Annotated in this window: 1 protein-coding gene; it reads left to right on the plus strand. The window is 47.6% G+C overall.

All coding sequences use genetic code 11. The features are described 5' to 3' along the window. Nucleotides 1-49 precede the first annotated feature (49 nt). Nucleotides 50-10,834 (plus strand): tyrocidine non-ribosomal peptide synthetase TycB, encoded by a 10,785-nt coding sequence (gene tycB / locus C7R94_RS08400; protein ID WP_106779926.1) that lies wholly within the window; start codon nucleotides 50-52, stop codon nucleotides 10,832-10,834. Nucleotides 10,835-10,847 lie beyond the last annotated feature (13 nt).

Consider the following 10,847-nt stretch of genomic DNA (forward strand, 5'->3'; position numbering starts at 1 on the left):
GACAAATATAACAAATAATGACGAATAATGTCGATATCGAGGTGCCGGAATGAGTGTTTTTAGCAAAGAACAAGTGCAAGATATGTATTTATTGACGCCGATGCAAGAGGGAATGTTATTTCACGCCTTGCTAGATGAAGAACATAACTCTCATCTTGTGCAGATGTCCATTTCGATTCAGGGCGATCTTGACGTTGGTTTGTTTACCAATAGTTTGCATGTCCTGGTAGAGAGATACGACGTATTCCGTACGCTGTTTCTCTATGAAAAATTAAAGCAGCCTTTGCAGGTTGTCTTGAAGGAACGGCCCATTCCCATCCTTTTTTGCGATTTAACTGCTTACGACGAGCAAGAAAAGCAACAGCGCTACACCCAATACAAAAGGAATGACCAAGAGAAAACCTTTCATCTGGCGAAAGATTCGTTGATGAGAGTGGCTATTTTTCAAATGTCGGAGAGCGAATACCAAATCATCTGGAGCTTTCATCACATACTCATGGACGGTTGGTGCTTTAGCATTATTTTTGATGACTTGCTTTCCGTCTATTTATCCTTAAAGAACGGCACTCCGATTTCCCTTGACCCGGTGCAGCCATACAGCCAATTTATCCGTTGGCTGGAAAAGCAAGATAAGGAGGCTTCTCTCGCATATTGGAGAGATTATCTGGAACAGTTTGAACAGCAAACTTCCTTGCCGAGATTTGGGAAGTCTTCTAGCAATGCCTTTCTACCGGCGCAATATCGTTTTGCGCTGGACCGTAACTTGACGCAGCAGCTTTCTGCAATTGCAAGTCAAAATCAAGTGACATTGCCGACTGTGATTCAATCCTTATGGGGGATTCTCCTCCAATCCTATAACGGTACGAATGATGTGCTATTCGGCTCTGTTGTATCCGGGCGACCAACTGAAATCGTCGGAATCGACAAAATGGTAGGGTTGTTTATCAATACCATTCCATTCCGCATTCAAGCGAAAAACGATCAAACCTTTGTCGACTTAATAAAGGATGTGCACCAAAGAACACTGCAATCCCAGCCATATGAGCATGTGCCTTTGTACGATATTCAAAACAATTCTGTATTGAAGCAAGATTTGATCGATCACCTGATGGTCATCGAAAACTATCCATTAGTCGAGGCCTTGCAGAAAAAGGCGGCGACACAGCAAGTAGGCTTTGCCATTTCCGAGGTCGAGATGTTTGAGCCTACCAATTATGACATGACTGTCATGGTAATGCCCAAAGAAGAGATTTCGATGCGGTTTGATTATAATGCCGCTGCTTTCGACGAAGCCTTTATCCAAAAAATGGCTGGACACCTCAAGCAGATTGCGGCTTGCGTGGCAAACAATCCGAAGGTCACCCTACAACAGGTTACCTTGCTGACAGAAACTGAAAAACAACAGCTAATGGCTAGAAACCTGGATACTTCGGCTGCTTATCCTACGAAAACCATGCACGAGCTCTTTATGGAACAGGTGGAAAGGACACCCGAGCAGGTTGCCGTCGTATTCGGAGAACAGCATCTGACGTATCGGGAGCTAGATGAAAAGTCCAATCAGCTCGCCAGATTTTTGAGAGGAAAAGGGATTGCAGCAGACAGTCTAGTTGGAACGATGATGGATCGTTCCATCGAGATGATTGTCGGAATTCTTGGGGTTTTGAAAGCTGGTGGTGCGTTTGTACCGATTGATCCGGAGCTGCCAGAAGAGCGAATCGCCTACATGCTGGAACATAGCGGGATTCAAGTGGTAGTGACCCAACAGCATTTACTCGAGAAAGTCTCTGCTTCTACTGAAAAAATAGATATCAATGCTCCAGTAATCTGGGATGAGAGCAGTGCGCCTGTCGAAATGATTAATCATCCAGATGACTTGTTTTATATCATCTATACCTCAGGAACGACAGGGAAACCAAAAGGCGTCATGCTTGAGCATAAAAACATGGCAAATCTGATGCACTTTACGTTTGCCAAGACCAACATCGATTTTCATGAAAAAGTATTGCAGTATACCACATGCAGCTTTGATGTTTGCTACCAGGAGATTTTCTCGACGCTGCTTTCCGGGGGACAGCTCTATCTCATCACGAATGAGATGAGACGTCACGTAGAAAAACTGTTTGCCTTTATCCAGGAAAAACAGATCAGCATTTTGTCCCTCCCTGTATCCTTCTTGAAATTTATCTTTAACGAAAAAGATTATGCGCAAAGCTTCCCGCGTTGCGTCAAGCACATTATCACAGCCGGAGAACAGCTCGTCGTCACTCATGAGCTACAGAAATATCTGCGGAACCATCACGTATTTTTACACAATCATTACGGGCCGTCGGAGACACATGTGGTGACCACCTACACGATGGACCCGAGCATGGATATACCAGAGCTGCCGCCAATCGGAAAACCGATCAGCAACACAGGCATTTATATCTTGGATGAAAAGTTGCAGATGAAGCCAGAGGGCATTGTTGGGGAGCTGTATATCTCCGGGGCCAACGTAGGAAGAGGATATCTGCACAATCCGGAGCTGACTGCGGAGAAGTTTCTCGAGAACCCGTATCAATCAGGAGAAAGAATGTATCGAACGGGTGACCTCGCCCGTTGGATGCCAGATGGCAATATCGAGTTCTTAGGGCGGATCGACCATCAGGTAAAAATCAGGGGTCATCGTATCGAGCTGGGCGAGATCGAATCGCATTTGCTCAACCACGACTCGATTAAGGAAGCCGTGGTCATCGATAGAACGGATGAGACTGGCGGAAAGTATTTGTGCGCCTATGTCGTTTTGTCAGAAGAAGTCAGCAACGAGGAGCTGCGTGCGTACTTATCGCGAACGCTACCGGAGTATATGATCCCTTCGTTCTTTATGAAGCTGGAGCGGATTCCGGTCACACCTAACGGAAAAACAGACAGAAGAGCCTTGCCCATACCGGAGGGGAATGCATTTACGGGTGCGGATTACGTCGCCCCGACAACCGAACTGGAGCAGAAAATGGCAGCCATTTGGGAAAGCGTACTCGGCGTGTCCCCGATTGGCATTCAGGATAATTTTTTCACGCTGGGGGGTCATTCGCTAAAAGCGATTCATCTCATTTCCCGGATGCAAAAAGACTGCCAAGCAGATGTTCCACTTCGCGTCTTGTTTGACAGACCAACCATTCAAGAAATCGCCAAGTATGTGGAAGGTGTAGAGGAAGGAACGTATCTCGCTATTCCGCGGGTCGTCATGCAAGAGCATTATCCAGTATCCTCAGCGCAAAAACGCATGCTGATTTTAAACCAGCTCGATCCGGATAGTACGGTGTATAATCTGCCCGTTGTGACGGTACTTGATGGAGATTTGAATGTGCCGCAGCTGGAGCATGCCATTTCCAGTCTGGTGAATCGTCATGAATCGCTGCGAACCTCCTTTCATACCATCAACGGTGAGCCGGTTCAACGCATCCATCCGGAATGCAAATTGCCAATCACCTACATGGCAGCAACAGAAGATCGTTTAAATCAAGTCATCACGGATTTCATGCGTCCGTTTGATTTGCAAAAAGCGCCATTAAGTCGGGTTGGACTGGTCAAGCTGGGAGAGCGGCGCCATGTCCTGATCATCGATATGCACCATATCATCTCGGATGGCGTGTCATCGCAAATCATCCTGAATGATCTTGCGCAGCTCTATCAAGACAAATCTTTGCCAGAGCAACGCATTCAATATAAAGACTTCGCGGTTTGGGAAAAAGGTTTGGCACAGACAGATGAATACAGAAAGCAAGAAGCGTATTGGACCGAGCGATTCGCTGGTGAAATTCCTGTCTTAAACCTACCTTTGGACTACTCTCGACCTTCTGTTCAAAGCTTTGAGGGCGAACGTTATCTGTTCCGTTCTGAAAAACAACTGTTGGATGGTTTGCAACGAGTGGCGGCCGAAACTGGTACTACGCTCTACATGGTGCTCATGGCAGCCTACCATGTTTTGCTCGCGAAATACTCGGGGCAAGAAGACATGGTGGTCGGAACCGTGACAGCTGGAAGAACACACCCTGACACGGAAAGCATCACGGGTATGTTCGTTAACACGCTGGCAATGAGAAATCAGCCTGTAGCAACCAAAAGCTTCAAGCAATTTTTACGAGAAGTAAAGGACAATACACTCGCTGCTTTTGAGCATGGGGAGTACCCGTTTGAGGAGCTCGTCGAAAAGCTGGCGGTCAGTCGAAATCGAAGCCGCAATCCATTGTTTGACACGTTGTTCATTTTGCAAAACATGGACGCCAATCCCATCAAGATCGAGGGCATGACAGTGACGCCTTACGTGCCAGAGGGCAAAATGGCGAAGTTCGATTTGTCTCTCGAAGCAAGCCAAGACCATGCCGGTCTTATGTTCTGCTTCGAATTTTGCACCAAGCTGTTCAAACAGGAGACCATCGAACGCATGTCGCGTCACTACATCCAAATCTTGCAAGAAGTCATCCGGAACACGGACTTGGCGCTCTATGAGATGGAGATGCTCACCGAGCAGGAAAAGCAGGAATTGCTGGTCCATTTCAACGACACATTCAAGCCTGTTCAGTTGGAAAGCACACTTCCCCAGCTATTTGAAGAACAAGTGCTGAAAACCCCTGATCAAATCGCACTGGTTTGCGGGGACAAAAAATTGACATATCAGGAGCTCAATAAGAAGGCTAATCAGCTTGCTCGTACATTACGGAAAAAAGGAGTAAAGGCTGACCAACGAGTTGGGATTATGGCAAATCGTTCCTTGGAGATGGTGATTGGAATCCTTGCCATTCTCAAGGCTGGTGGGGCATATGTGCCTATCGACCCAGATTATCCGAATGATCGCATTGCTTATATGCTGGAAGATTGCGAAGCTCGTCTCGTGCTTACTCATGAGCATCTTGGAACAAAGATTGCTGCTGGAGTGGAATGCCTGTATTTGGAGGATAAGAGTAACTATTCTCGTATCACCACAAACCTTGACCCGATTCATACGGCTACCCATCTAGCTTATATCATTTACACATCGGGTACGACAGGTAAGCCAAAAGGGGTCATGGGGGAGCACAAAGGTATTGTCAACAGTGCGACGTGGAACAAAGAAGAGCTTGCCCTATCTGTCCATGACAGAGGCTTGTTGGCTCTCTCCTTTGCCTTTGATGCTTTTGCCCTTACTTTCTTTGCATTGATTCTATCTGGTTCAACTGTTGTCTTGACGAAGGATGAAGAAGCCAAAGATCCAATCGCGCTCAAAAACCTAATTTCAACCTGGAGTTGCAGCTACACGGTGTGCGTGCCAAGTTTGTTCCAGGCGATTTTGGAATGCAGCACCCCCGAAGAGATCAGTCCACTGAAAATGACCATGCTCGGGGGAGAAAAGCTATCGCCGAAGCTGGTTGAGCTGTGCAAAGAAATGAATCCGCAGATGATTACTATCAATGCGTATGGTCCGACAGAAAGCAGCGTTATCGCCACCTATTTGTGCGATGCGCTCCCAGATGCTCCGATCACCATTGGACGGCCAATTGCAAACACAAGCATATACATCGTGGACCATTCGCACCAGCTGCTACCAATTGGTGTAGTGGGAGAGATATGCATTGGCGGACTCGGGTTGGCACGCGGATATTGGAACAAACCAGAGCTTACCGAGGAGAAGTTTGTTTCCAATCCATTTAAGCCAGGTGAACGCATGTACAAGACAGGCGACCTTGGCAGATGGCTCCCTGACGGTACGATTGAATTCATAGGACGCCTGGATGAACAAGTAAAAGTGAGAGGATACCGGATAGAGATCGGGGAGATAGAATCGGTTCTTCTCAGCTATGAAACGACAAATGAAGCGATTGTCGTCGCTTATCCGGATGGAAGCGGGGACACGTATCTGACTGCCTATTTCACCAGTAAAGAAAACATCTCGGAAGTGGCTCTTCGAACACATCTATCGCAAGAACTGCCAGCGTATATGGTCCCGACCTATCTGATTCAACTGAATGCTTTCCCGCTCACGCCAAATGGCAAGATCGACCGCAAAGCGCTGCCGAAGCCTGAAGGAAAGCCTGCGACAGGTGTGGAGTATGTCGCGCCTGCCAATGAAGCAGAGGCAACACTGGCAAAGATATGGGAAAACGTTCTTGGCATCTCCGACATCGGAGTGATGGATAACTTTTTTGACCTGGGTGGACATTCTTTGAAAGCTATGACGGTAGTGGCGCATGTGCATCGAGAGTTTCAAGTTGATCTTTCTTTAAAGCATTTCTTTGGTTCTCCAACTGTTCGTGCCTTGTCCCGATTGATTGAAAACAGTGAAGCCGCATCAGATGCATCCATTCAACCAGCAGAGCCGCGAGATTACTACCCGGTATCATCAGCGCAGCAGCGAATGTATCTGCTCTATCAACTTGAAGGGGCAGGCATTAGCTACAATACGCCTGGCATGATTATGCTGGAAGGCGAGCTGGTTCGCGAGCAATTGGCGTTTGCGCTGCAAGCATTAGTGGATCGACACGATATCTGGAGAACGTCATTTGAGATAGTCGGGGGTGAGCTGGTCCAAAAAATTCATAGCCATGTGAAAGTGGAAATGGAGTATCAAACAGCGGAGGCGCATCAGATTGATGAAATTTTCTACTCGTTTGTCCGTCCATTTGATCTTTCTGTTCCGCCACTGATCCGCATGGGCTTGGTGAAAATTTCGGATGAGCGTCATCTTCTCCTTTATGACATGCATCATATCGCCGCAGATGCTGCATCGGTCACGATCATGTTCAATGAGCTAGCTGAATTGTACCAGGGAAGAAATTTGCCAGAGGTGCGCATTCAATACAAGGATTTTTCTGTCTGGCAGCAGGGCTTGTTTCAGTCAGATGCCTTCAAGCAACAGGAAGAGTATTGGCTTCATACGTTTGCAGGAGACATTTCAGCCGTGGATTTACAGACAGATTACCCGCGACCAGCCGTAAAAAGCTTTGAAGGCAGTCACATCGCGCTTTCAACTGGCCACCAACTGCGGGATGCCCTATTAGAGCTGGCGACAGAAACCAAAACGACGCTGTTCATGGTCTTGCTGGCAGCCTACAATGTGCTGCTCTCGAAGTATTCCGGGCAGGATGACATCATTGTGGGAACGCCGATTTCCGGCAGGTCAAGATCTGAGCTTGCGCCCGTTGTGGGAATGTTCGTCAACACACTGGCGATCAGAAACAAACCGACATCCGAAAAGACCTTCAAGGAGTTTCTGATGGAAGTCAAGCAGAATGCCCTGGATGCCTATGATCATCAGGATTACCCGTTTGAAAGTCTTGTTGAAAAGCTTGGCATTCAGCGTGATCCGGGACGTAATCCACTGTTTGACACTATGTTCATCCTGCAAACCGATGAACTGGACCAAAAGACGCTGGATCAACTGGTCTATCGCCATTATGAATCCGACAGTGCTCCGGCGATAGCGAAATTCGACCTGTCGTTTCATATGACCGACCGTGAAACAGACCTGTTTTTACGGCTGGAATACAGTACCAAGCTGTTCAAAAAAGATACGGTAGACAGGATGTCCCGCCACTTCTTGCAAATCCTGAAAAGCATTGCGGCCCATCCTGATCGGATGCTGCAAGAGATTGATATGCTGACGGAAGAAGAGAAGCAGCTGTTACTGGTGGAGTTCAATCGTACGGACAGAGAATACGCCAAAGACAAAACCCTTCATCAGCTCTTTGAAGAACTGGCGGCAAAAATGCCCGATCAAACAGCGCTTGTATTCCAAGGGCAGCGAATGTCATACCAAGAGTTGAATGAAAGAGCGAATCAGCTCGCATCCGTTTTGCGTGAGAAAGGTGTTGAGCCATCGCAAATCGTCGCCATGTTATTGGAACGGTCATTAGAGATGGTCATTGCCATTCTTGCCATTTTGAAAGCGGGCGGAGCCTTTTTGCCCATCGATCCTGAGTATCCGGAAGAAAGAATCCGCTACATGATGGAGGACAGTCAGGCGAAACTCGTGCTTACTCATTTTCACTTGATCCCCAAGGTGACCAGTCATGCAGAGATCATCGATTTGGGCGACTCTAGGAACTATTCTCCACAGACAGATAATCTGCTCTGCATCAACAAGCCTTCCGATTTAGCTTATATCATTTACACGTCCGGTACGACCGGCAAGCCGAAGGGAGTCATGATCGAGCATCGTGCGATCATTAACTGCTTGCAGTGGAGAAGAGATGAATATGGTTTCCGACCGGAAGACAAGGCATTGCAAGTGTTCTCTTTTGCTTTCGATGGGTTTGTAGCGAGCTTGTTCGCGCCGCTTCTCGGAGGTGCTGTGTGCGTTTTGCCGAGAGAGGAAGAAGCCAAAGACCCGATCGCGTTGAAAAAGCTGATCGCATCCACTGGGGTCACACACTACTATGGTGTGCCGAGTCTGTTCCAAGCAATTCTGGATTGCTCGACTGTCGCAGACTTCCCTGAGCTTCGCTGCGTATCACTTGGAGGCGAGAAGTTACCTGCACAGCTTGTTCAAAAAACGAAAGAAAAGCATCCAAAAATCGGGATCAACAATGAATACGGTCCGACTGAAAATAGCGTGGTCTCCACCATCTCCCGTTCTATTGAACCCGGTCAAGACATCACGATTGGCCGGCCGATTGCCAACGTAAAGGTCTACATCGTAGATGCACAACATCGCTTGCAGCCAGTTGGTGTGGTGGGTGAGCTATGCATTGGAGGACCTGGGCTTGCAAGAGGCTACCTGAACAAACCGGAGCTCACAGATGAAAAGTTTGTTGCGAATCCGTTTGAACCAAAAGAGCGCATGTATAAAACAGGTGACTTGGTAAAATGGCGGACGGATGGCACGATCGAATACGTCGGTCGGGCTGACGAACAGGTCAAAGTGCGCGGGTATCGAATCGAGATCGGGGAAATCGAGAGCGCCATACTCGCCTATGAGAACATCGATCAAGCGGTGGTGGTTGCTCGAGATGATGGCTCTGCTGCCGGTCAGTATCTTTGCGCCTATCTCGTAGCAGCATCAGAAGTGTCCATAGCCGAGTTGAGAAGGCATCTTGCGAAGGAACTGCCTGCCTATATGGTTCCATCCTTCTTTATCCAATTGGATAAGATGCCGCTGACCCCCAATGACAAGGTTGACCGAAAAGCACTACCGAAGCCAAGCCAGGATGACAATTCGGGAAGAGAATATGAAGCACCTAGAAACGAGCTGGAACAATTGCTGGCTACCATCTGGACAGACGTATTGGGTATCAAGCAAGTCGGAATAAAAGACAACTTCTTTGAATTGGGTGGGGATTCCATCAAAGCGATTCAAGTTTCCACGCGCCTGTACGCATCAGGCTGGACGCTTGCGATGAAAGAACTGTTCCAACATCCGTCGATCGAGGAAGTCGCTATCCATGTAACACCGAACAACAGAGAGAGTGATCAGGGAGTCGTAGAGGGCGAGATTGGCTTGACACCCATCCAGAAGTGGTTCTTCGAGCAAAATTTTACGGATCGTCACCATTGGAATCAGGCTGTCATGCTCTATCGTGAAGAAGGCTTTGATGCAGCCCTTGTACAGCAAGCCTTCCATAAAATCGTCGAGCATCATGATGCGTTACGAATGATATACAAACAGGAAAATGGGATCATGACGCAAATCAATCAAGGGCTTACCGATGACCGATTCCGTTTCTATTCTTTTGATGTGAGGGAACATGCAAATAGCGCAGCGCACATCCTGGAATTGTCCGATCTTATCCAAAGCAGTATCGATTTGGAACAGGGACCGCTGGTTCATTTGGCTCTCTTCTCAACCGAAGAAGGCGATCATTTACTGATTGCCATTCACCATCTGGTCGTGGATGGCGTGTCTTGGCGAATCTTGTTTGAAGATTTTTCATCGGCCTATTCACAGGCTCTCCAAAATCAGGAGATCGTTTTACCGAAGAAAACAGATTCCTATAAAGACTGGGCGGCTCAACTGGAGAGCTACGCACAGAGTGACGAGCTGTTACGGGAAGCAACGTATTGGCACAACCTGGAGAGCACCACTACGCCAGTCGCATTGCCAACTGATTTTGTCACAGCCGATCGGAAACAAAAGCACACGCACACTGTAAAGGTCGAATTGACAGCACTAGAGACAGAAAACCTTTTGCGTCACGTGCATCATGCCTATCACACAGAAATAAATGATCTGCTGCTGACAGCTTTGGGGTTAACCGTAAAAGAATGGGCAAATACCAACTGCCCTGTCATCAACCTGGAAGGTCACGGACGTGAAGACATTCAGAATGAAATGAATGTCACAAGAACGGTTGGCTGGTTCACATCCCAGTTTCCTGTCGTACTTGATATGGAAAAATCAGAGGACTTGGCTTACCAAATCAAGCAGATCAAAGAAAACCTGCGCCGCATTCCGAAAAAAGGAATTGGCTACGAGATTTTACGTACGATGACGTCCAGCAAGACGCAACTATCCTTGTCTTTTGCCTTGCAGCCGGAAATCAGCTTTAACTATCTCGGGCAGTTTGACTCGGATGTGAAATCGGGCGGATATACCTTCTCACCGCTCGGGACAGGACAGCTGTTCAGTCCAGAATCAGAGAGAGTATTCCTCTTGGATATTTCCGGCTTGATCGAGGATGGAAAGCTCCAGATCAGCTTCGGATACAGCAGTCTCCAGTACAAAGAAGAGACCATAACAAACTTAGCGTACAGCTACCGGAATCACTTACGGCGTATCATCGACCATTGCATGGCAAAAGAAGAAGGGGAGTTGACTCCGAGCGATCTGGGAGATGACGACCTTTCCATGGAAGAACTGGAGAACATCCTGGAATTGATTTAATGTTTTTCCTCCA

The sequence above is a fragment of the Brevibacillus sp. NRRL NRS-603 genome, from assembly GCF_003013445.1.
GTDB lineage: Bacteria > Bacillota > Bacilli > Brevibacillales > Brevibacillaceae > Brevibacillus > Brevibacillus formosus.